The organism is Rouxiella aceris (assembly GCF_012933545.1).
GTDB lineage: Bacteria > Pseudomonadota > Gammaproteobacteria > Enterobacterales > Enterobacteriaceae > Rouxiella > Rouxiella aceris.
Map to the genome: position 1 here is coordinate 44,588 of NZ_JAADJU010000014.1, position 22,559 is coordinate 67,146.

Genomic DNA, 22,559 nt, shown 5'->3' on the forward strand with positions numbered 1-22,559 from the left:
GATCAGTTTCTATTACGCGTGACTTTAATAACGTCCGGCATAATGCGAATTTTACGCATGATATTGGCCAGATGAACGCGGTCGCGGGTGCTCAGGCGAATAACCGCACTGTAGACACGACCGTCTTTTTCTTCGCTGCTCATACTCTGAATATTTGACTGTGCCGCATTGATCGCCGCCGTCAGATTGGCCAGTCCACCCTGATGGTTGAACATATCCACTTTGATTTCAGCGACAAATTCCTGCTCGGGATCCTGATTGTCCCACTCGACAGCCATAAACTTCTCTGGCTCTTTCTGGTAACCACGGATATTACGGCAGGACTCATGGTGCACCACCAGGCCTTTACCCGGACTAACGTGGGCAATAATGGGGTCACCGGGGATTGGACGACAGCATTTTGCAAAGGTGATCAGCACGCCTTCGGCGCCTTTAATCGGCAGATTGCGTGAACCTGACGACGCCATGCTGGATTGGTCGCCCATCAGATTTTTAGCTACCACCAGGCTCATGGCATTGCCGAGGCCAATTTCGGCCAGCAGATCGTCCATTGCGCCGAGCTTCATGCGATCGAGTTCTTTCTTGATATTTTCCGGCGGCAGGTCGCTTAACTTGCGGCCACTGCCCAGGGCGTGATTAAGCAGACGACGACCCAGGGAAACAGAATCATCACGCTTGAGGTTTTTCAGCATCTGGCGGATTTTGGCCCGCGCTCTTGAACTGACCACAAAGTTTAACCAGGCGGCATTTGGACGTGCGCCGGGTGCGGTGATAATTTCGATGGTCTGACCGCTGTTGAGAGGCTGTGACAGCGGGTAAGGCTGACGGTCGACGCGGGCACCAACGCAGGCATGACCGATATCGGTATGCACCGCATAAGCAAAGTCCACCGGCGTGGCACCAGCAGGCAGCTCAACGATGCGACCTTCCGGAGTAAAGACGTAGATCTCATCAGGGAAGAGATCGGATTTTACGCTCTCGATAAATTCGAACGAGTTACCGGCACTTTGTTGTAGCTCGAGCAGACTCTGCAACCAGCGCTGGGCGCGAATTTGTGCCGTGGTACTGTTGCTCTCGCCATTCTCTTTATATGCCCAGTGGGCGGCAACACCCATCTCTGCCATCTGATCCATATCTTCAGTGCGAATCTGGACTTCAACCGGTACCCCGTGGGGGCCGATTAACGAGGTGTGCAGCGATTGATAGCCGTTGGCTTTGGGAATGGCAATATAGTCTTTGACCCGACCAGGGCGCGGCTTGTAAAGGCTGTGCGCCTGCCCGAGAACGCGATAACAGGTATCGAGTTCTTTGACGATCACCCTAAAGGCGTAAATATCCATTATTGAATGGAAGCGCTGTTCTTTCAGGTGCATCTTGCAGTAAATCGAGTACAGATGTTTTTCGCGCCCGCTGACCCGGCACTGAATGCCCGCTTCGGTCAGCCGTCCTTCAATCTCGGAAAGGATTTTCTGGATCATCTCTTTGCGATTACCGCGCGCGGCTTTCACCACTTCTTTGATGACGCGATAGCGATTGGGATAAAGCGCTTCAAAACCCAGCTCTTCCAGCTCGGTCTTGAGATGATGAATACCCAGCCGGTGTGCCAGAGGACTGTAAATTTCCAGCGTTTCACGGGCAATGCGACGACGTTTGTCCGGGCGCAGAGAGCCCAGGGTGCGCATATTATGGGTACGGTCCGCCAGTTTGATCAGAATGACGCGGATGTCTTGCACCATCGCCATAATCATTTTGCGGAAGTTTTCCGCCTGGGCTTCTTTCTTGTCGCGGAACTTGAGCTTGTCGAGCTTTGAAACGCCTTCAACCAATTCGGCAACGGTTTTACCAAACAACTGCTCCATGTCCTGGTAAGTGGCCGGTGTATCCTCGATGACATCATGCAGCAGCGCGGCCATCAGCGTTTCATGGTCGAGTCGCATTTCAGCCAGAATACAGGCCACGGCAACCGGGTGAGTGATATAAGGTTCGCCACTCGAACGTGTCTGCCCCTCGTGCGCGTCCCGCGCAACGAGGTATGCCTGCACGAGGCGCTTGATTTGCTCCTCTGGCAGGTATTTTTGAATCAGCTGATTCAGGCTTTCAAAGATGTACAAGTTTGACCCGCCAGGTTAATTAACGACGGCCTTCGGCGATAGCGGTGACCGCTTGGATTTCGGCGGCTTCTTGCTCTTGTTGTTCCTGACGATCGCGTACGTCGAGGATCTGATTGGTGATCAGGCCTTCTTCGATTTCGCGCAGGGCGATAACGGTGACTTTGTCGTTTTCTTCAGCGACCAGTGGATCTTTACCACCAGATTGCAGCTGGCGTGCGCGACGAGCAGCCACCAACACCAGGTCAAAACGGTTACCAATTTTTTCTACAGCGTCTTGAACAGTTACGCGTGCCATATATGTGCTACTCCACAGGGTGACGAAAGACTGGGCATAATACTGAAAGTGTCTTCAGTCTGCCAATAGTTTGGTGATTAATCCGTCATGACGAAGCCTTTGGCGGCTCAGTCGCAGACGTTCGGCGCGAATAATGGTTTTAAGATCGGACAAAGCCAAATCAAAATCATCATTCACAATTAAATAGTCGTACTCGGCAAAGTGTGTCATTTCGGCCACGGCCTGCGCCATACGTTTGGCAATGACTTCTTCGCTGTCCTGACCGCGTCCACGCAGGCGGCGATCAAGTTCATCTTTTGACGGTGGCAGCACAAAAATACTGCGTGCCTGCGGCATGCGCTGGCGAATTTGCTGGGCGCCCTGCCAGTCGATATCCAAAAAGACATCAACCCCGGAAGCCAATACCTGCTCAATGGCTTTACGCGATGTGCCGTAATAGTTACCGAACACTTCAGCGTGCTCTAAAAACGCCTCATTCTCGATCATTGCGCAGAATTCGTCTTTAGAGACGAAAAAGTAATGCTCGCCATCTTTCTCTCCCGGCCGAATAGAACGGGTGGTATGAGAAATTGAGACCTGCGTGTCGTAGAGCGGTTGAGTTTTCAGTAAAGCCTGTATCAGACTTGATTTACCTGCTCCACTGGGGGCGGAGACAATATATAGCGTGCCTTGGACCATGATGACGTTTCAGCTGATTGGGTTGAAATGAGATACAGAAGAGTGATCTTCGGCACAGTATACACGTTCACCGCTTTCGGTGCAGCGTTCACACGCATTTCAACGCAAGTAATCACCAGAAAATAGTGGCAAGTAACTTTTTTGCGGGATGGATTCCATTTAAAAATGACAATTTGTTTAGTGGGATAATAAAGTGCTGCGGTTTCTCCCGGCTGTGCGCATTACGTCTGGCAGAGCAAAAGGAAAATGCGTTGAATAGGCGAAACAAGGAGAGTTGCCATGCGCTACCTAACGCTTATTACATTGATCTTTTGCGCTTTTATTTCGCTATTTAACTATTCGTCAGCGGCCGTAGTCTGCCCCGATTGGTCATCACAGCGGCTTGAACGGGAGATTGCCCAACTGTCGGCGCAACTGCAGCGCTGGGATATTGCCTATCATCAACAGGGCACCAGCCTGATAGAAGATGCGGTCTACGATAATTTACGCGAAAAGCAGCGGTTTTGGTTGCGATGCGCCAAAAAACCGGTCAGTGAGCTCAATCCCCCCAAAAGTAACGAGCCAAACCTTCACCCTGTTGCCCATACCGGCCTGAAAAAAATGCCCTCCGCGCAAGAGGTGGCCAAATGGATGCGCGGCAAACAGGATTTATGGGTACAGCCCAAAATTGACGGCATAGCGGTGACGCTGGTCTATCAGCAAGGGCGTCTGACCACCATGTTAAGCCGCGGCGATGGTCAATACGGTCAGGACTGGACCGCAAAAAGCCGCCATATCCCGGCTATACCACAAGAAATTGCCGATACCTCCGGGCAACTGGTGTTGCAGGGCGAGCTTTTTTTGCTGATGAACGGTCATCAACAAAAGCTCTCCGGCGGGCTGAACGCCAGATCCAAAGTTGCCGGTGCCCTGATGCGCCGCACATTATCACCAGACATTATGCAGCAAATCGGGGTGTTTATCTGGGAATGGCCAGACGGGCCACAGACGATGCCGGCACGTTTGCAAAAACTGCACGAGTTGGGTTTTCCGCTTAGTCAAAAATTTACCCAACCGGTGAGCAGTCTGGAGCAGGTCAGTCAATGGCGAGAGTCCTGGTATCAGCAGGCACTGCCTTTTGCTACCGACGGCGTGGTGATCCGCCAGCAACAGGAACCCCAGGGGCGGCTGTGGCGAAACAAAACGGCATCGTGGGCGGTGGCCTGGAAATATCCTGTGGTGCAGAAAATTACCGATGTCACCGGGATTGAACTCTCTGTCGGGCGCAGTGGCAAGCGCTCGGTGGTACTGCTGCTGGAGCCGGTTACTCTCGATGACAAGCGGGTGGCGAGGGTGAGCCTGGGTTCGCCAGAGCGGCTAAAAGCCTGGGATATCGTTATTGGTGATCGGGTGGCGGTCAGTCTTGCCGGGCAGGGGATACCCCGTATCGACGAGGTGGTCTGGCGCGTAGCCGTTCGCGATAAAGCGATAGAACCTGAGGGACCGCCGCTGGACTTTCTCTCCTGTTTTACCCCGGTGGAGGGTTGCCGCGCGCAGTTTCTTTCGCGGCTGGTGTGGCTCAGTGGTCCGCAGGGGTTGAATATGGCTGGCCTTGGCCCTGCGACATGGCAGAAATTGCTCGATGCCCGGTTGCTTGATTCATTAATTGACTGGCTTTTCCTGACCGAAGAGCAATTGGCCCAGTTGCCGGGGGTTGGCAGCAAACAGGCGCAAAAACTGGTGGCGCAAATTCAGCTCTCTCGCCAGCAAAGCCTGCGTCGCTGGCTGTCGGCCCTCGGTTTTCCCACGGCCGGGTTGCCAATGGCGCAACGGATGAGCTGGCGGCAGTTGCAGCAATTCAGCGAACAACAGTGGCTGACGGGCCAGGGAATAGGGCCGAAAAACGCCCGGCAAATCCAGCGCTTTCTGCATCATCCCTGCGTGGTGACGATGATGGCGACGCTACATCAGCAGCAGTTGCCAGCGTTTGATTAGCCAGCGCTTTGCCGACGATGACAAGATACTCCTCGGCAGAGGGGCAGAGAACCCATGGCCGTCCAGCACCAAAAGCACGGGGTTAATGATGATCCGAGTCGGGGTAGTGGAACACCGGTAAGCCAAGTTTAAAGCGCAGGGCGATAAGTCGGGCAATAAAACCTGCCAGCAGGGTGACAATCACCACCATATTTTGTGGCAAGGAGAAGTATTGCAACGTGATATATAGCCAGGCGGCGGCAAATGAGATCCCGCCATAAATCTCTTTCTGAAACACCAGCGGAATTTGATTGCACAGCATATCGCGCAGTACGCCGCCAAAGACGCCGGTAATCACTGCGGAAATAGAGGCAATCAAGGGCGGGTGGCCCATATCCAGGGCAATTTGGGTACCGATAATGGAAAATACCACCAGCCCCAGCGCATCCAGTACCAGAAACAGTTTACGTAAATGCCGCATCAGCGGGGCCAACCAGGTGGTCAGGATCGCCGCCGCTGCCACAATAAGAATATATTGCGGATGTTTTACCCAACCTAGCGGATAGTGGCCTAGCACCATATCTCGCACGGTCCCACCGCCTATTGCCGTAGCCGAGGCAATAATAATTACCCCAAACACATCCATTTTCCGGCGACCCGCCGCCAGTGCGCCGGTCATGGCTTCTGCGGTAATACCAATAATATAAAGAACAGTGAGCAACATAAGATTTCGCCAGTCGAGAATGCAAAGAGATTTACTGACTATAGGGTAGTGACCTTTGCTTAGCGTCTCGACTGAGTTTTTCTTTTGGCAAGGCAATCGAATTAGTTAATCTTATCTTGTCATGCTGTATATAGTGCATTTTAGCCTAATTTTTTCATCATGCTTTCTGTATTCACATTAGATTAAATAAAGTGAATATGTTGAAGGGTGTTGGCTGATAATGACGTTTTTTAAGGGATTAAACGAAAATTAAGTATACTTGCTTGGTTACGAGTGTGTATATTCGTCACCTGTTAACCGCTGATGCAGCGACCAACATTTTTATTTTTTTGTCCAGGAGCACAGCATGAAACCCGAAACACCGGTGGTATTGCCGCTGCGCGGGCCCGCTATGCATGAACGCCGCCAGCAGATCATTCAGGCTGCGCTGGATCATTTTCGTCACTATGGCTATGCCAAAACGTCGGTGGCTGACCTGGCCAAGACAATTGGGGTGTCGAGTGCCTATATTTACAAGTTTTTCGAGTCGAAACAGGCAATTGGCGAAGCAGTATGTAGCCATTCCCTGGGGCAGATCGATGATGCGTTGCGCACTATTGCCCGGCGTGAGCAAAGTGCCGCCGAGCGTCTGCGCGATATCTTCACTTCGTTGATGAGAAAAAGTCTGGCGCTGTTTTTCGAAGAAAGAAAGTTGCATGACATTGCCGCTGTTGCAGCGGCAAATCACTGGAGCTCGGCCAATAATCACCGTGCGGCGCTGTTTGGCATTATTAAACAGGTGATTGCCGAGGGGCGCGAAGCCGGTGAATTTGAATGCCAAACGCCAATTGATGAAGTCTGTATGGCAATTGCCAGTGTGATGACGCCTTTTTCGCATCCGTTGATGCTTGAAGAGAAAACGCCTGAGCAACTGGAAGAGCGTGTCGTCGTGATCACCAATTTGGTATTACGCAGTCTGGCCAGGTAAACGCACTGGCAGTAAAGAAGTGACAAGTTTCCATCCGCGTGACTCGTTACTTATTATTTAAATAATTCCAGCTCTCGCGCTGTCCGCTTATCAGGGATACCGATGCTGTGAGATGCCCGGGGTGTTCCCCTCATCTCAACCTAAACAGAATGATCCTTAGAGGAATTTTTATGACTCATCGTCGCGTAGTAATTACTGGTATGGGGGCGGTGAGCCCGCTCGGTTGTGATATCGATACAATCTGGAAAAGGCTTTTGGCTGGTCAGTCAGGTATCCGTGTATTGCCGGATGAGATCGTCGAGACGCTGACGGTAAAAATCGGAGGCCAGGTACAAACCCTCGAGCAGGATCCTGAATCCGGCTTCGATGTCGATCAGCACGTTGCGCCGAAAGACCAAAAGAAAATGGACCGTTTTATTCTGTTCGCTATGGCTGCTGCGGATAAAGCGATTGCAAACGCTGGCTGGAAGGCAGAAACGGCGGAACAACAGGAGCGCACTGCAACCGTTATCGGTTCCGGTATTGGTGGTTTCCCGGCCATTGCTCATGCGGTAAGAACCAACGATAGCCGTGGCGCAAAACGTTTGTCGCCTTTTACGGTGCCTTCATTTTTGGTCAACCTGGCTTCTGGTCAGGTGTCGATCAAGCATCAGTTTAAAGGGCCGATTGGCGCACCGGTGACCGCCTGTGCGGCCGGGGTGCAGGCTATCGGTGATGCAGTACGTCTGATCCGTAACGATGAGGCCGATATTGCCATTTGTGGTGGTGCGGAAGCGGCCATTGATACCGTAAGCCTTGGCGGTTTTGCGGCTGCCAAAGCCATGTCTTCCGGCCATACCGATCAGCCTGAAAAAGCTTCACGCCCTTTTGATAGTGCGCGCGATGGTTTTATTATGGGCGAAGGGGCTGGCATGCTGGTCATTGAGGAGCTGGAACACGCGCTCGCGCGTGGTGCCAAACCTCTGGCCGAGATCGTCGGTTACGGCACCAGCGGTGATGCCTACCATATGACTTCCGGTGCCGAAGATGGCAATGGTGCGGGTCGTGCAATGAAAATTGCTTTGCGCCAGGCAGGCATTAAACCTGAGCAGGTTGACCATCTTAACGCCCATGCCACCTCAACGCCGGTTGGCGACCTGGGTGAAATCAACGCCATAAAAACCCTGTTTGGTACCGACGGCAAGCTGGCTGTCACCTCCACCAAATCCGCAACCGGGCATTTGCTTGGCGCGGCGGGTGGTCTGGAAACCATCTTCACCGTACTGGCTATCCGCGATCAAATCGTGCCGCCAACGCTGAATCTTGAGAATAAAGATCCGGCAGCAGAAGGCTTGAATATCATTGGTAACACGGCGCAAGCGCATAACATTATTTATGCCTTATCCAATGGTTTTGGCTTCGGCGGCGTCAATGCCTGTGTATTGCTTAAGCGCTGGGAAGACTAAGTCTCCTTCTGCCCGCTGACAATAAGTAAAAAGCCCGCTATTAATGGACTGACCCCATAAAGTTGGACAGTTCATGTTAAGCGGGCTTTTTTACGCCTTTATAAACCCTCTGGTCGAGGGATTTCATAAAAGTCGCCAGAAGGATCGCGCTTGTAATAATGACCATGGCTAACGTAAAAACGTTCACCGTGGAAATCAAGCGGGGTAAGGTCTGGCGGCGCAGAATCATATTCCTGCGGTTCAGCATCATAGTCAGGCGGTGGCGGGGTATCCTGCGGCGGTGCATTGACTTCTACGTAATCATCGCCTTGTTTCTGGTAATAATTTCCGTTTAGTGCCCAGTAGGTCAAGCCACCAATCACCACGGCAACAGCGGCATCGGGTAAGATATTAAATCCATGTCCGGGACCACCATGTCCCCCATGTGCCAGTGCCAGCGGCGGTGAAAGCAGGCTCAGGGTCAATAGTGATACAGCAAGCTTCTTCATTTCATTCCCCTCAGGGGTCAAACACTCAACAGAGACAAACTCTCCGACTGATATAAGGGGTAAAGGGGATGCCGTCAATCTCTGCGCATGCCATTGTCACACTCGGTAACAACTGCATACGCTATCCTCACGGGGCTGCGGAGAACTGACACTCAGTCCATGTACGCATTATAGCTTGGCCGTGCAAGGTGCTCTTACCTGATAAATCGCGTACATCCCTTCTGGCTTATAGCATTACGCCACCATTGGGGGTGTGAAGCTGATCCTAAATGAGTAATAAAGTCAGGCTGCGATACTTTATAAATAATAAGAATTTTTTTTATTGATCTAACGCAATAGTGTTTTTATCCACCTTGTTATGGTCGATAGCTCTAATAATAAAAAAAATAGTGAGCAATGAAATGATAGAGACCAACAGAAGAGGTTTTTTCAAGATCTGCGCTGGAGGGATGGCAGGTACCACGCTTGCTGCTTTGGGCTTTTCACCTGCAACTGCACTTGCTGCCCCGCGCAGCTACAAGTTGCTGCGAGCCAAAGAGACACGGAATAACTGTACATACTGCGCAGTAGGCTGCGGAATACTGATTTATAGTCTGGGTGACGGGGCAAAAAATGCCCGTGACGCTATTTTCCATATCGAGGGTGACCCCGATCACCCCGTCAGTCGAGGTTCACTCTGTCCCAAAGGGGCAGGACTTATCGACTATATTCATAGCGAGGAGCGATTACAGTACCCTCAATATCGTGCCCCGGGTTCAAACCAATGGCAACGCATTGGCTGGGACGAGGCGATAGATCGCATTGCACGGCTGATGAAAGCCGACCGCGATGCCAATTTCCAGCAAAAGAATAAAGATGGTGTGGTCGTTAACCGTTGGACGACCACCGGTATGCTCTGTTCCTCCGCCGCCAGTAATGAAACCGGCGCTCTCGACTATAAGTTCTCTCGTGGCCTGGGCATGCTGGCCGTCGAGAATCAGGCGCGTTTGTGCCATGGTCCAACCGTATCCGCTCTGGCGCCTTCCTTTGGCCGCGGAGCGATGACCAATAACTGGATTGATATTAAAAACGCGGATGTCATCCTGATTATGGGTGGCAATCCGGCGGAGGCGCACCCGGTGGGCTTCAAGTGGGTTATCGAAGCCAAGAAGCACAATAATGCCCAGGTGATGGTGGTTGATCCGCGCTTTAATCGTTCAGCCGCTGTAGCCGACCACTATGCGCCGATCCGTCCGGGCAGCGACGCCGCCTTCCTGCTGGGCGTGATCCACTATTTGATTGAAAATGACAAGATCCAGCATGAGTATGTGAAATCCTATACCAATGCCACTTTGCTGGTGCGCGATGACTACGCCTTTACCGAAGGCTTGTTCAGTGGCTTTGACCAGACAACCCACCGTTACGACACCACCAGTTGGCAGTATCAGCTGGATGAAAAGGGTCAGGCAAAACGTGATGAAACCTTAACGCATCCGCGCTGTGTGTGGAATTTGCTGAAAGAACATGTCTCCCGCTATACCCTCGACGCGGTAGTCAATATCTGCGGTACACCGAAGGAAGATTTCCTTACCGTCTGCCAGACTTTGGCCACCACCTGCGTCACCAACAAAACCGCCAGTATTCTCTATGCCCTTGGCTGGACGCATCACACCAATGGCGGGCAGATTATCCGCTGTGCGGCGATGATCCAGCTGCTGCTCGGTAATATCGGCATGATTGGCGGCGGTATTAATGCTCTGCGCGGTCACTCCAATGTTCAGGGCTACACCGACCTCGGGCTGCTTTCCCTCAATATGCCAGGCTATATGCCATTGCCTTCCGAAAAGCAGACCACGCTGGAAAGTTTTCTCGGTGCCATCACTCCCGCAACGCTTAGCGCCGGTGAGGTCAACTACTGGCAAAATACGCCAAAATTCTTTGTCAGCCTGATGAAGAGTATTTATGGCGACAAGGCGACGGCACAAAATAGTTGGGGTTTTGACTGGTTGCCGAAGTGGGATAAAAGCTACGATGTGACCACCCAGGCCGAGCTGATGCTGGATGGCAAAATGAATGGCTATCTTATTCAGGGCTTTAATCCACTGGCGGCCTTCCCGGATAAAAACAAAGCCACTCAGGCTTTTTCAAAACTCAAATATATGGTGGTGATCGACCCGCTGGCGACGGAAAGTGCCAGCTTTTGGCAAAACGAAGGGGAGTTTAACAACGTCGATAGTGCTGCCATTCAGACCGAGGTTTTCCGTTTACCTTCCTCATGTTTTGCGGAAGAAGACGGTTCTATCGCCAACTCTTCTCGTTGGCTACAGTGGCACTGGGCAGCAGTAGCCCCGCCGGGAGAGGCATTGCACGATGCCAAAATCCTCGGGCGTTTGTTTACCCGTCTGCGCGAACTCTATCAAAATGAAGGGGGCGTAGCGGCTGAGTCTTTCCTCAGTGTGAACTGGAACTACCGTGATCCCACCGATCCGCAGCCTGAAGAGGTGGCGCGCGAAGCCAACGGCAGCGCACTGCAGGATATCTTTGACGACCAGGGCAAACTGGTACTGAAAAAAGGTCAGCAGATCGCCAGCTTTGCGCAGTTGAAAGACGACGGCAGTACCGCCAGTTTTTGCTGGATCTATGCCGGCAGCTGGACGGAAGCGGGCAATATGATGGCCAGCCGCGACAATACCGATCCTTCCGGGCTGGGCTCTGTTTCTGGTTGGTCATGGGCATGGCCGGCCAACCGCCGCATTCTGTATAACCGCGCTTCTGCGGATGCGTCCGGCAAGGCCTGGGATCCGAAACGTCCGTTGTTGGAGTGGGATGGTACTCGCTGGCACGGACTGGATGTTCCTGACTTCCCGGTTAATAGCGCACCAGATAAAAAAGTGTCGCCATTTATCATGTTACCGGACGGTTTGGGTCATCTGTTCTCGCTCAATAAAATGGTGGACGGGCCTTTCCCGGAACACTATGAGCCAATGGAGTCGCCGATCGGCACCAATCCGCTGCATCCTAAGGTGGTATCAAGTCCGGTAGTTCGCGTTTTCCCTCGTGATAAGAAGGCGTTAGGCAAGGCTGCGGATTTCCCGTATGTCGCCACCAGCTATTCCATTACCGAACTGTTCCGTCACTGGACCAAGCACGCTCTGCTCAACGCCATTGCTCAGCCAGAGCAGTTTGTGGAAATCAGTGAACAGTTGGCAAAGGCAAAATCCATTGCTACCGGGGATGCGATCCGTGTTTCTTCACAACGAGGTTATATCAGGGCCAAGGCGGTCGTGACCGCGCGCCTGCATCCGCTGACGGTCAACGGGGAACAGATCGAAACGGTGGGTATTCCTTGCCATTGGGGCTTTACCGGGGCAACCCGCAAAGGTTTCCTGGCCAATACGCTGACGCACAGTATTGGTGAAGCGAACTCGCAAACGCCGGAATATAAAGCGTTTTTAGTCAACGTTGAGAAGGTGTGAGGCGCTTATGTCAATGCAATCTCAGGATATTATCAAACGTTCAGCCACCAACGATCTCACGCCGCCACCGCAGGCTCGTGATTTTAAAATGGAAGTGGCCAAGCTGATTGACGTCAGCACCTGTATTGGCTGTAAAGGTTGTCAGGTTGCCTGCTCAGAATGGAACGATATTCGCAGTGAAGTGGGGCATAACGTCGGTATTTATGATAACCCCACCGACCTGAGCGCCAAAGCCTGGACGGTGATGCGTTTTAGCGAAGTCAAAAATGAGCACAACAAGCTGGAGTGGCTGATCCGTAAAGACGGCTGCATGCACTGTAGCGATCCGGGTTGTCTGAAGGCCTGTCCATCCCCCGGGGCGATCATCCAGTATAAAAATGGCATTGTGGATTTTCAGTCAGAGCAGTGTATTGGCTGTGGTTATTGTATCGCTGGCTGTCCGTTTAATATTCCACGCCTTAATCCGCAGGATAACCGGGTTTATAAATGTACGCTTTGCGTCGATCGGGTCACGGTGGGTCAGGAGCCTTCCTGTGTCAAAACCTGTCCTACCGGTGCGCTTAATTTCGGCACTAAACAGGATATGCTGGATTTGGCCGCCACGCGGATTGCCGAACTGAAATCTCGCGGGTTCACTAATGCCGGGCTCTATAACCCGGAAGGCGTGGGCGGCACCCATGTTATGTACGTTCTGCACCATGCCGATAAGCCAGGGTTGTATCACGGCTTGCCGGAAAATCCCTCTATTTCCACGCCAATCAATTTGTGGAAAGGCGTGCTCAAACCGGTGGCGGCACTCGGCTTTATTGCCACCTTTGCCAGCCTGATCTTCCACTATGTCGGCATTGGGCCAAATACCGAAGAACTGGAAAAATCAGAGGAGGATATCCATGAGTAAGCAGCCTGAAATATTGCGCACTCGATTTATCGATCGTGCCTGCCACTGGTGCGTGGTGATCAGCTTTATCCTGGTGGCGCTGTCCGGTATGGCGTTGTTTTTCCCCACCTTGCAATGGCTGACCGATACCTTTGGTACTCCGCAGATGGGGCGCATCCTGCACCCTTTCTTTGGCGTTGCCATCTTCTGCCTGCTGATCGTGATGTTTTTCCGCTTTGTTAAACACAATATTCCAGAGCGGGAAGATATTCCCTGGTTGAAGAATATTGTCGAAGTGCTGAAAGGCAATGAGCATAAGGTCGCTGACGTCGGCAAATATAACGCCGGTCAAAAACTGATGTTCTGGAGCATTATCGGCCTGGTATCGGTGCTGGGGATTACCGGCGTGATTATCTGGCGACCTTTTTTCGCCGGGTATTTTCCTATCCCGCTGATTCGCGTCTGTTTACTTATCCACGCCACGGCGGCCATTGTGCTTATCCATGCCATCCTGATCCATGTCTATATGGCATTCTGGGTTAAAGGCTCGATTCGCGGCATGGTGCAGGGGCGGGTAACGCAGCCGTGGGCGAGGAAACACCATCCTCGCTGGTATCGCAAGCTGATGGCTAAACAGGCGAAGGATAGATCATGATCACGCCTCCTTCTGCCTCACAAAACGGTCCGATCCCTTATGTACTGCGCAGTGCGCCGTTAACCCGTTACACCGGGCGCGCGGCGCGCTTGCGCGGACTGGCGGCCAATGCGTCGATGGCAGATTATCTGCTGTTTAGCGCTGCGCTGGTGGAGGCTCAGCAGGCCTTCTGCGAGCGCTTCCCGCTTCCGGCAGCCTTAGCCGAGCAAGCCGCTGCCTCTGCGTCACTGAAAGGCACGGCGTGGCTGGACAGCGAATATTGGCAACAGGCGCTGGACGCGATACTTGATCAGATGCTGACCACGGCACCTGACCATGTGCGTCCTGCTGCCCGGGCACTGCGTGACAGTACCAGAGCAGATCGCCAACGCTGGGCCAGTGAACTGCTTAACGGCCAGTTTCAACAGGTTAGCGCTACCGATAGCCTGTTTATCTGGGCGGCTATCAGCCTCTACTGGACGCAGTTGGCTGCCGCCACCACTGTTCTGCCCTCTGCCGATTATGGTCAGTCACGCCAGCTCTGTCCGCTGTGCGGCAGTCCGCCGGTCGCCAGTGTGATCCATGCCAGGGAACCGCGAGGCCTGCGTTATTTGCACTGTTCACTGTGCGAATGCCAATGGCATAAGGTGCGTAGCACCTGTAGCGTTTGCCCGCAGGATGAAAAAGTGGAGTATTGGTCGATTGATAAATCCAATGCCGTGGTAAAAGCGGAAAGCTGCGATACCTGTCATAGCTATCTGAAGGCGCTGTATGCGGAACAGGATAGTGAGGTGGACGCCATGGCTGACAGCCTGGCTTCACTGCTTCTCGATATGGAAATGGAGACGCGTGGTTACCGCTGTAGCGGCATTAATCCGTTGCTGTTACCGGGGGCGCAGGAGTAGCGATCGCCGTCCCGATATAAACCGCAATAAGCGGCGGTCAAAAAGCCCGACACAATGTTCGGGCTTTTTATTTTGTTGCCGAGCAGTAATAAAAAGCCACGGATGGTTTGGCCATTTCACGCAGTTCAGGCTAACGTGGAATATTCTTAATCAGCGGAAAGCTGTTCCTATATTATTCTTTATTAAGAACTGCCATCGTTTCCTATTCCCTTTGAGGAGATTGATTTTATGTTTATCCATTTTTTCAATTCACCCGCTTTTTAAGAGAATTGAACAACGTTCTTCTTACGTCCGGCACCACTTGCGCGAATAGTCATAAATCCTCCCATGATAGGTTTCAACTTAAAATTGATCACATATCGCGGATAAAAACGATCATAAAATTTGATTCTTATTTTACGTGCGGAAAAATACGATGGGGCGGGCAGCCCGTAACAGATGGCAGCCAAAACGTTTAACCCACCCTCCCATTATCAAATCTTTTTTTAGCCCACTGGCACAGACCTCGTTTTTAAACTGCTTTTTAGTCAATGCCACTTTAAAATATCACACTTACCCCTATAATAAACATGGTTTATCAAATGGAGTTTTGCGACGGATGACAATACAAGGGAAGTTCATCATCAATGGGGCAGACTACTCGCCTCTGACCATTTACGGTATAGGCACCTTCATGGCGTTTTCAGGGCAGGGAGCTTACATAAACAAAGGAGCATGTGCCCACACTGCCAAGTGTAGGGCCGATACCTGGCTCGAAGCTTATGCTTATGGAAAAATAGAGATAATAGCAAATGGCACTACTTGTCCGTAAGCTTGTTAAATTTATTTTTTATATTCTTGTCTTCTATGTATGTGCAAGGATAGATTTTTATTTCAACATTAGTGAAAATATAATCAGTTGGGATTTCATCCATTTTCTTGCCAAGGTATTTGGTGTTGAAGGAATGGGGGAAGCAATCATGAATATTTACGATGAAGTATGCATTTATTTCATTGCATCAGTTTCCATCGTTGTGTATTCATTTTTAATTACACTTGCAGTTAATCTCTACAATAAAGAATTTTCTGTTGGGCCGTTTACGAAGTGGTTCCTCTCTTGTGTAATGAAAACTTTTGCCCTGGCAGTAGTATGCGTGATTATTTTTTACATCGTTATAACCTTGTTGGGATTCGTTTTTGATTGATAAAGGGGCGGATACCCCTTTTAACTATCGTTCATTCCAGCTATCTGAATGCTGTACATTACCATCACAATATTTGTGTGTGATCTTTTCATACATCAGAGAAACCATTTCTGTATGGTTTGCGCCCGACATTTCTGACATTTTGGTATTAGGCATTCCCGGATTAAATGAGATAACCGTAACGCCCTCCAGTAGCATATTGTAATACTCTTGTTCCTAATCGGCGTCATTGATGCGATACCGTTTAAATTCTGGTGATAATGCGAGTCTATAGAGACAACAAAGCCCGCTATGGTGCGGGCTTTTAGGATTTATGCTAGCTGATGCATTCTCGTAATTGCTTACTCAATATTCTGAATCTGCTCGCGCATCTGTTCAATTAACACTTTCAGCTCAATGGCCGAAGTGGTGACGTCGGAGTTAATTGATTTGGAGGCCAGGGTGTTGGATTCACGGTTGAATTCTTGCATCATAAAGTCCAGGCGACGGCCTACGGCCTCTTCTTTCTTCATGATTTTATGGGTTTCTTTAACGTGCGCTTCCAGTCGGTCCAACTCTTCGGCGACGTCAACGCGCTGTGCCATTAGCACCAGCTCTTGTTCCAGACGGTTATTTTCCAGCTGTACCTGCGCGTCTTCCAGTTTGCTGACCAGGCGTTCACGCTGCCATAGCAATACATTTGGCATCTGCGCGCGGACTTTGACCACTTCGGCACTGACGCCGTCAAGACGTTGTTCAATCAGCGTTTTCAGTGATGCGCCTTCGCTTTCACGGGCGCTGATAAAGTCATCCAGCGTGGTTTCCAGCGCCTGCAGCAGTTCATTGCTGATGGCATCGAGATCTTGCTCTTCGGCCTGCATCACACCCGGCCAGCGCAGTACATCCAGCGGATTGATTTCACCTTCATCACTTTGCATCTTGACCCATTGCGCGGCTTCGACCAGCTGTTTTGCCAGCTTTTCGTTAAGTTGCAGGGTGCCCTGGGCGCTGGGGTCAAGATCGAAACGCAGATTGCATTCAACTTTACCGCGGGTCAGTCGGGCGCGGATGCGTTCACGGATAACCGGCTCCAGACCGCGGAACTGCTCGGGCAGACGGATATAGGTTTCAAGATAACGCTGGTTTACGGAGCGAAGTTCCCACGCTGCGCTGCCCCAGTTACCCTTGATTTCACGTCGGGCATAAGCGGTCATACTACGGATCATGTCTGTTTACCTGTTAATGTAAAGATGAAGGGATTATAGCCTCGCTGCAGCGGTCATGATAGGCATTACCTCACGAAGCCCGTATAATGCGCAGCCAATCATGATTTGCGAGCCGGAGAACAACCCATGCGTCCAGCAGGCCGAAATGCACAACAAGTACGCCCCCTTACCCTGACCAGAAACTACACTAAACACGCTGAAGGTTCTGTGTTAGTGGAATTTGGTGATACTAAAGTTCTTTGCACCGCAACGGTAGAAGAGGGCGTTCCTCGTTTTCTCAAAGGCCAGGGCCAGGGATGGATCACCGCAGAATATGGCATGCTGCCACGTTCAACCCACAGTCGTAATCCCCGTGAAGCCGCAAAAGGCAAACAGGGCGGACGTACTCTGGAGATCCAGCGTCTTATCGCCCGTTCACTGCGTGCGGCGGTCGACCTTAAAAAGCTGGGTGAATTCACCATTACTCTCGACTGCGACGTGTTGCAGGCCGACGGTGGTACCCGTACCGCGTCCATTTCCGGGGCCTGTGTGGCACTGGCTGATGCGTTAAATGCGCTGGTTGCGGCTAAAAAGCTGAAGACCAACCCAATGAAAGGTCTGGTGGCGGCCGTGTCCGTCGGTATTGTCAAAGGCGAAGCGCTGTGTGACCTGGAGTATGTCGAGGACTCGGCAGCCGAAACCGATATGAACGTGGTAATGATGGAAGACGGCCGGATGATCGAAGTGCAGGGTACCGCAGAAGGCGAGCCTTTCAGCCACGAAGAGTTGCTGAGCCTGCTGACCCTGGCTCGCGGGGGGATCGAAACGATTTTCCAGGCGCAGAGAGCGGTCCTGGCAGCAGAATAATTTTTTAAGGCGACCATGAGTCGCCTTTTTTATGGTCACAACGTCTGTATCCCTTTGGGTATAGTCATCAAATTTAAGACGAGGAGAAGCACCCATGAAAGCCTATCAGCGCCAGTTTATTGAGTTTGCACTGAACAAGCAGGTTTTGAAATTCGGCGAATTTACCCTGAAATCAGGCCGTATCAGCCCCTACTTTTTTAACGCAGGTCTGTTTAATACTGGGCGCGATCTGGCTTTGCTTGGTCGCTTCTACGCCGAAGCGCTGATCGATTCCGGCATCGATTTTGATCTGGTGTTTGGCCCGGCGTATAAAGGTATTCCTATTGCGACCACCACCGTGGTGGCGCTGGCTGAGCAGCATGAGCGCGACGTGCCTTACTGCTTTAACCGTAAGGAAGCCAAAGACCACGGCGAGGGCGGTACGCTGGTTGGCAGTCCGTTGCAGGGGAAAGTGATGCTGGTGGATGATGTGATCACCGCCGGTACCGCGATCCGCGAATCGATGGAAATTATCAATGCCCACCAGGCAACGCTGGCTGGCGTACTGATCTCTCTCGACCGCCAGGAGCGGGGACGTGCGGATATCTCGGCAATTCAGGAAGTAGAACGGGATTATCACTGCAAGGTGATTTCCATTATTACGCTGGCTGATTTGATTGATTATCTCGAAGAGAAAACCGAGATGGCCGATCATCTGGCGGCTGTACGTGCCTACCAACAGCAGTACGGGATTTAACTTTCTTCTGCTGATATAAGAAAAGGGCCAATGGCCCTTTCAGACTGCTGACAAAGCTCATTTTTAGGGAGAGTACACCGTTGGGGTCGTAGCGGGCTTGCCCGCCGGAGCGCCCCTAGGTGTGCTATGCCCGGGTATCTCGATCTTCAAAACCACTTTGTCATCAAACTCAAAGGGCCAATGGCCCTTTTTGCATTTACTGCAGTTGTGCGGCAATTAGCGGCCAGCGGGTATCGAAATCCTGCGTTGGTCGATACTTGAACTCGGAACGAACAAAGCGCGACAGCAGGCCTTCGCAAAGTGCCAGCAACTGGCTGGCCAGCAGCGTTTCGTCGGTTTTGAATCCACTGCCTTCACGCATTTTCTTTTCGCGTAGCACCTGGCGAAGCTGTACTTCTATACGCTCAAACAACTGGTTAATGCGGTCCTGCAAGCGTTCCTGTTCAAACATTAACGCATGCCCGGTCATAATGCGGGTCAACCCCGGATTACGTTCGGCAAAGCCCAGGATCAGCAACAGTATAAGACGAAGCCGGTTAAACGTATCTTTTTCATCCTGCAGAATAAGGTTGATACGGGTGATCAAACTGTCTTCGATAAACTCGATCAGACTGTCAAACATCCGCGTCTTGCTGGGAAAGTGACGGTAAAGTGCAGCTTCTGATACGCCGACATTGGCGGCAAGTTTTGCCGTAGTGATCCGCTGGCTGCCATCGCTGGACTCGAGCATTTGCGCTAGCGCCTGCAAAATCTCCTCGCGCCGGTTCCTTTTAGTAGTTTCTTTTTCTGCCATGCCTGAATAGACCCTTGCTAAAAACGGCTCAAAATATACGAAAACCGCACAATTGCCGCGGCGATCGGCAGATCGCGCAGCTTATAGACCCTTCATTCTTAGAGTGGTAACGGGCAAAGCGCCCGACCGCTAAAAGTGGTTGGAAATCAGTAATTTTTTATTGTATCGGTTTGATATAAACAAGGATCTGTTCAATATCCTGCGGCCCTGCACCGCGATGTTGAACAGATTCTTACTGGCGTCCAGAATGGCCAAAGCCACCTTCGCCGCGTTCGCTGCTGGTAAAATCTTCAACCAGATTGAATTCGGCCTGCACGACAGGAACAAACACCATCTGCGCAATACGTTCGCCCGGCTCAATGGTAAAGCTGGTTTGCCCACGGTTCCATACCGATACCATCAACTGCCCCTGATAATCCGAGTCGATAAGTCCTACCAGATTACCCAATACGATACCGTGCTTATGACCCAAACCGGAACGCGGCAGGATCACCGCAGCCAGATTGGTATCGGCAATATGAATCGCCAGACCGGTAGGCAACAGGGTGGTTTCACCCGGGTGCAGCTCCACGGCGGTATCCAAAATTGCCCGCAGATCCAGGCCCGCAGAGCCAGGGGTGGCGTAAGCCGGTAAAGGGAATTCTTTACCGATGCGCGGATCAAGGATCTTAATGTCTATTTTTTTCATCATAACGGCTGACAATCTCGTCGAATAAAGCCTGGCCAAGCTGCTGTTTATCGCTAAGCGGTAAACGCAGATCGCCATTTTGCCAAAAAAGATGCAGGGCATTGGTATCGCTGTTAAAACCATGCCCGGCAAGTGATACATCATTCGCGCAAATCAGGTCAAGATTCTTCCTGATGCGTTTTTGTTGGGCGTATTCTTCCACATTCTGGGTTTCGGCAGCAAACCCAACCACATAAGGCCGCTGATGTTGCATGGCGGCTACCCCGGCGACAATATCAGGGTTTTTAACCATTTTCAGCGTGATTTCATCACCCTGTTTTTTGATTTTTTCGTCAGCAATAGCCAGGGCGCGATAATCCGCCACTGCGGCGCAGGCGATAAAAATATGCTGGGAAGCCACGCTCTGATTGACGGCCGCCTGCATTTCCAATGCGGTGGTCACGTCTATACGCGTCACATTGGGTGGTGTCGGCAGGGTAACCGGACCGCTAATTAGCGTGACCTGTGCGCCGCGTTTCGCCGCGGCCTGGGCGATAGAAAAGCCCATCTTGCCAGAACTGTGGTTGCTGATATAACGCACCGGATCCAAGGCTTCGCGGGTCGGGCCAGCGGTGACCATAATCTTCAGATGTTGCAGATCTTGCTGCGGGGAGAAATGCTCAACCGCCATGGCAACGATAACCAGCGGGTCGAGCATACGACCCGGGCCGACGTCGCCGCAGGCCTGGCTACCTTCATCTGGCCCCCAGATCAGTGTGCCGCGGGCAGATAATTGCTGCAGGTTTTGTTGGGTAATGGTTGCCCGATACATCTGCTGGTTCATGGCCGGCAGCACCGCGACGGGGGCGGCGGTGGCCAGGCAGACGGTGGTCAGCAGATCGTTGGCCATACCGGCATTCATCCGCGCCAGCAGATCTGCCGTTGCCGGGGCAATAATCACCAGATCGGCCCATTTGCCCAGTTCGATATGCCCCATGGCCGCTTCGGCAGCAGGATCGAGTAGCGAGTCAGAGACCGGATAACCCGAAACGGCCTGCAAACTGAGCGGGGTAATAAAAGCTTTGGCCGCTTCTGTCATCACTACCCGTACTTCTGCTCCGCGATCGCGTAAACGCCGTACCAGCTCCGGTGCTTTGTAGGCGGCGATACCGCCGCTGACGCCAAGCACAATATGTTTGCCGGAAAGTCCCGTCATCATGATTGTCCGATTGAAAGTCCAAAGAGGCGATATTTTAGCATAATGCGCATTCATGACAGCTATACGCTTTCGTTATTAAGGAGAGCTCCGGCGGTTTTGCGAGATATCTCGCAGGGTAAATTTTCATAAAACCATTGGCTATCCGGCTATGAGACAATCCTGACTCACAAGGAGTGGGGGGATGAAAAATCATAAAATCTTCTGGCAATCTGGCGCAGGTCCCAGAGAAAAACTGATCACCTTTGGTGCAGAAACATTATCGGACTGTGAGTTGCTGGCAATCTTTTTACATACCGGCGTGCGCGGCATGAACGTATTGGAGTTGGCCGAGCGTCTGATCATGCATTTTGGCTCGATTTATGAAATTCTGGCCGCCGATTATTCGACGCTGGCCAGCTTTCATGGCATGGGTGCTGCCAAATTTGCCCAGCTTTCGGCGGTGACCGAACTTTCTCAGCGGCGCTATGCCTGTCAGCTTGCGCGGGAAAATGCCCTGCTTAACCCGCTGGTCACCCGCCAATATTTGCAGAATTTACTGTCTCATCGTGAAAGAGAGGTGTTTTTAGTACTTTTTCTCGACAATCAACACCGTGTTATTCGCCATGAGGAGATGTTTGCTGGTACCATTAGCCGCGTCGAAATTCATCCTCGCGAAATTGTACGTGAAGCGATGAAGGTTAATGCGGCGGCGCTGATTCTGGCGCATAATCACCCGTCCGGCAAAGCGGAACCCAGTTTTGCGGACAGAAGGGTAACCGAACAGATAATAAAAGCGTGCCAACTGCTCGATATTCGCGTGCTTGATCATTTTGTGATTGGGGGCGGTGAAACGGTATCTTTTGCCGAGCGCGGTTGGATTTAGACTTCTTTTTGAAGATCCTTTGGGATCTTTAGCTGTTCGGGACTTGAGCACTTACGCTCTAGAGCGTATACTACGCCACCTTTGAGAATCTTGGGTTTGGCGTTAAGAGCCTATCTCAGCAGGTTTCATACCTGATGATTTGGTTTTTACCCGACGACAGTGAGTCGGTTCTCAGTGGAGTTTGCTGAGATGGGCTCTCAAAGCCTGACGAGGCGGCCATACCCTATACGAAGCTCGAGCTGATTTGATTTTTGGAGAATAGACACATGTCCCGAGTCTGCCAAGTTACTGGCAAGCGCCCGGTGAGCGGTAACAACCGTTCCCACGCAATGAACGCGACCAAACGCCGTTTTCTGCCAAACCTGCATTCCCATCGTTTTTGGGTTGAAGGTGAGAAGCGCTTTGTAACTCTGCGTGTATCTGCTAAAGGTATGCGCGTGATTGATAAGAAGGGTATCGAAACGGTCTTGGCCGAAATTCGTGCCCGTGGTGAGAAGTATTAAGGAAAGGAACTG

Annotated in this window: 21 protein-coding genes and 1 pseudogene; 12 read left to right on the plus strand and 10 right to left on the minus strand. The window is 51.6% G+C overall.

Translation table 11 applies throughout. The annotated features are described in order from the left end of the window. Positions 1–2: 2 nt before the first annotated feature. The 3 genes from spoT to gmk are packed head-to-tail and all read right to left on the minus strand — an operon-like array spanning position 3 to position 3,084. On the minus strand, positions 3–2,111 hold the full coding sequence (spoT, locus tag GW590_RS21465) for a bifunctional GTP diphosphokinase/guanosine-3',5'-bis pyrophosphate 3'-pyrophosphohydrolase (protein WP_169405119.1): 2,109 nt from the start codon (positions 2,109–2,111) through the stop codon (positions 3–5). 19 nt (positions 2,112–2,130) lie between these two features. Continuing rightward, positions 2,131–2,406: a DNA-directed RNA polymerase subunit omega gene (gene rpoZ, locus GW590_RS21470; protein ID WP_013577639.1), complete on the minus strand. Its 276-nt coding sequence runs from the start codon at positions 2,404–2,406 to the stop codon at positions 2,131–2,133. 54 nt (positions 2,407–2,460) lie between these two features. After that, positions 2,461–3,084 (minus strand): guanylate kinase, encoded by a 624-nt coding sequence (gmk, locus tag GW590_RS21475; protein WP_169405120.1) that lies wholly within the window; start codon positions 3,082–3,084, stop codon positions 2,461–2,463. 279 nt (positions 3,085–3,363) lie between these two features. On the opposite strand from gmk, the gene ligB reads away from it, so the two are divergent. Then, on the plus strand, positions 3,364–5,058 hold the full coding sequence (ligB, locus tag GW590_RS21480; RefSeq protein ID WP_169405121.1) for an NAD-dependent DNA ligase LigB: 1,695 nt from the start codon (positions 3,364–3,366) through the stop codon (positions 5,056–5,058). Between the two features lie 82 nt (positions 5,059–5,140). Here ligB and GW590_RS21485 read toward each other — a convergent pair whose 3' ends face one another. After that, positions 5,141–5,761: a trimeric intracellular cation channel family protein gene (locus tag GW590_RS21485; RefSeq protein ID WP_169405122.1), complete on the minus strand. Its 621-nt coding sequence runs from the start codon at positions 5,759–5,761 to the stop codon at positions 5,141–5,143. Between the two features lie 346 nt (positions 5,762–6,107). Between GW590_RS21485 and GW590_RS21490 the strand changes: the two genes are divergently transcribed. Together GW590_RS21490 and fabF are read left to right on the plus strand one after the other, a co-directional pair. Next, complete coding sequence (locus GW590_RS21490; protein ID WP_169405123.1) at positions 6,108–6,728, plus strand: TetR/AcrR family transcriptional regulator; 621 nt, start codon at positions 6,108–6,110, stop codon at positions 6,726–6,728. 170 nt (positions 6,729–6,898) lie between these two features. After that, positions 6,899–8,173 (plus strand): beta-ketoacyl-ACP synthase II, encoded by a 1,275-nt coding sequence (gene fabF, locus GW590_RS21495; protein WP_169405124.1) that lies wholly within the window; start codon positions 6,899–6,901, stop codon positions 8,171–8,173. 98 nt (positions 8,174–8,271) lie between these two features. Here fabF and GW590_RS21500 read toward each other — a convergent pair whose 3' ends face one another. Next, complete coding sequence (locus GW590_RS21500) at positions 8,272–8,661, minus strand: hypothetical protein (RefSeq protein ID WP_169405125.1); 390 nt, start codon at positions 8,659–8,661, stop codon at positions 8,272–8,274. A 404-nt stretch (positions 8,662–9,065) separates the two neighbouring features. Here GW590_RS21500 and fdnG point away from each other — a divergent pair, with 404 nt between their 5' ends. The 5 genes from fdnG to GW590_RS21525 all read left to right on the plus strand — a co-directional run bounded on the left by fdnG (position 9,066) and on the right by GW590_RS21525 (position 15,716). Then, the gene (gene fdnG, locus GW590_RS21505) at positions 9,066–12,116 is read left to right on the plus strand and encodes a formate dehydrogenase-N subunit alpha (RefSeq protein WP_169405206.1); all 3,051 of its coding nucleotides are present in this window, start codon (positions 9,066–9,068) and stop codon (positions 12,114–12,116) included. A 7-nt stretch (positions 12,117–12,123) separates the two neighbouring features. Continuing rightward, complete coding sequence (fdxH, locus tag GW590_RS21510) at positions 12,124–13,014, plus strand: formate dehydrogenase subunit beta (RefSeq protein WP_169405126.1); 891 nt, start codon at positions 12,124–12,126, stop codon at positions 13,012–13,014. Further along, a complete protein-coding gene (gene fdnI / locus GW590_RS21515) occupies positions 13,007–13,648 on the plus strand; it encodes a formate dehydrogenase-N subunit gamma (protein ID WP_169405127.1) in 642 nt (213 codons plus the stop codon). Before fdxH ends, fdnI begins: the two co-directional genes overlap by 8 nt. After that, positions 13,645–14,532: a formate dehydrogenase accessory protein FdhE gene (gene fdhE / locus GW590_RS21520; protein ID WP_169405128.1), complete on the plus strand. Its 888-nt coding sequence runs from the start codon at positions 13,645–13,647 to the stop codon at positions 14,530–14,532. The genes fdnI and fdhE overlap by 4 nt, the downstream gene beginning before the upstream one ends. A 791-nt stretch (positions 14,533–15,323) precedes the next feature. Continuing rightward, positions 15,324–15,716, plus strand: a complete 393-nt coding sequence (locus tag GW590_RS21525; protein WP_169405129.1) for a hypothetical protein — start codon at positions 15,324–15,326, stop codon at positions 15,714–15,716. A 24-nt stretch (positions 15,717–15,740) separates the two neighbouring features. On the opposite strand, the pseudogene GW590_RS21530 reads toward GW590_RS21525, so the two are convergent. Together GW590_RS21530 and GW590_RS21535 are read right to left on the minus strand one after the other, a co-directional pair. Then, positions 15,741–15,920 (minus strand): annotated as a pseudogene (locus GW590_RS21530) (type VI secretion system tube protein Hcp); the annotation flags it as partial. A 137-nt stretch (positions 15,921–16,057) separates the two neighbouring features. Then, a complete protein-coding gene (locus tag GW590_RS21535; RefSeq protein WP_169405131.1) occupies positions 16,058–16,921 on the minus strand; it encodes a YicC/YloC family endoribonuclease in 864 nt (287 codons plus the stop codon). Positions 16,922–17,047: 126 nt separating this feature from the next. On the opposite strand from GW590_RS21535, the gene rph reads away from it, so the two are divergent. Both rph and pyrE read left to right on the plus strand, forming a co-directional pair. After that, positions 17,048–17,767, plus strand: coding sequence for a ribonuclease PH (gene rph, locus GW590_RS21540; protein ID WP_169405132.1), 720 nt, complete (start codon positions 17,048–17,050; stop codon positions 17,765–17,767). A gap of 94 nt (positions 17,768–17,861) precedes the next feature. Then, the gene (gene pyrE / locus GW590_RS21545) at positions 17,862–18,503 is read left to right on the plus strand and encodes an orotate phosphoribosyltransferase (protein ID WP_169405133.1); all 642 of its coding nucleotides are present in this window, start codon (positions 17,862–17,864) and stop codon (positions 18,501–18,503) included. 196 nt (positions 18,504–18,699) lie between these two features. Here the strand turns inward: pyrE and slmA are convergent, their stop codons facing one another. The 3 genes from slmA to coaBC form a co-directional block, all read right to left on the minus strand. After that, the gene (gene slmA / locus GW590_RS21550) at positions 18,700–19,296 is read right to left on the minus strand and encodes a nucleoid occlusion factor SlmA (RefSeq protein ID WP_169405134.1); all 597 of its coding nucleotides are present in this window, start codon (positions 19,294–19,296) and stop codon (positions 18,700–18,702) included. 232 nt (positions 19,297–19,528) lie between these two features. Continuing rightward, the gene (gene dut, locus GW590_RS21555; RefSeq protein WP_169405135.1) at positions 19,529–19,987 is read right to left on the minus strand and encodes a dUTP diphosphatase; all 459 of its coding nucleotides are present in this window, start codon (positions 19,985–19,987) and stop codon (positions 19,529–19,531) included. Then, entirely contained in the window at positions 19,965–21,182 is a 1,218-nt protein-coding gene (gene coaBC, locus GW590_RS21560) for a bifunctional phosphopantothenoylcysteine decarboxylase/phosphopantothenate--cysteine ligase CoaBC (protein WP_169405136.1), read from the minus strand. The genes dut and coaBC overlap by 23 nt, the downstream gene beginning before the upstream one ends. Before the next feature lie 196 nt (positions 21,183–21,378). On the opposite strand from coaBC, the gene radC reads away from it, so the two are divergent. Continuing rightward, positions 21,379–22,044, plus strand: coding sequence for a RadC family protein (radC, locus tag GW590_RS21565; RefSeq protein WP_328803091.1), 666 nt, complete (start codon positions 21,379–21,381; stop codon positions 22,042–22,044). Between the two features lie 266 nt (positions 22,045–22,310). Continuing rightward, positions 22,311–22,547: a 50S ribosomal protein L28 gene (gene rpmB / locus GW590_RS21570; RefSeq protein WP_005164747.1), complete on the plus strand. Its 237-nt coding sequence runs from the start codon at positions 22,311–22,313 to the stop codon at positions 22,545–22,547. Positions 22,548–22,559 lie beyond the last annotated feature (12 nt).